Source organism: Vibrio sp. 1562 (assembly GCF_033340155.1).
Lineage (GTDB): Bacteria > Pseudomonadota > Gammaproteobacteria > Enterobacterales > Vibrionaceae > Vibrio > Vibrio alginolyticus.
This window is the reverse complement of sequence record NZ_JAWOVY010000452.1, coordinates 1-641: the sequence shown is the minus strand read 5'-3', so window position 1 is coordinate 641 and position 641 is coordinate 1. Positions and strand designations below refer to the sequence as shown.

At 46.3% G+C, this 641-nt stretch carries 1 pseudogene; it reads right to left on the bottom strand.

The window, feature by feature from the left end:
• Window positions 1–641, bottom strand: a pseudogene (locus R7Z49_RS25755) (acetolactate synthase 3 large subunit); the annotation flags it as partial.

Sequence of the window (641 nt, the reverse complement as noted above, 5' to 3'; positions counted from 1 at the left end):
ATCGCGCCACACTTGAATATCATCCCACCACTTAGTGATCGCCGCTTCATCGTTGCCACAATCTTGCTCTGCCAGTAGACCAAGCATAGTAGTCAGTACTTTTTCAGCAGAGCCTACGATTGGAAGATCCACTTTGACGTTTTTGGAGATCGACGATGGATCAATATCAATGTGCATCACTTTCGCATTTGGACAGTACTTCTCAAGGTTATTGGTGGTGCGGTCATCAAAACGCACCCCAATACCGAAGATCAGATCCGCTTCGTGCATCGCCATATTGGCTTCGTAAGTACCGTGCATCCCCAACATACCAAGCGAGTTTTTGTGAGTACCCGGAAATGCACCTAGGCCCATTAAGGTACTGACAACTGGCAGGTTAAGTTTGTCTGCCAGTTCTAAAATATGTTCGTGAGCACCAGAAATGACTGCGCCACCACCGACATACAGCACCGGTTTTTTCGCTTCAATCAAAGACTTCAGCGCTTTCTTGATTTGGCCTTTATGACCCGAAGTGGTTGGCTTGTATGAACGCATCGAGATGCTTTCTGGATATTGGTAAGGCAGTTTGATTTGCGGATTCATTACGTCTTTAGGCAAATCAATCACAACTGGTCCAGGACGACCCGTTGTTGAAATGTAGA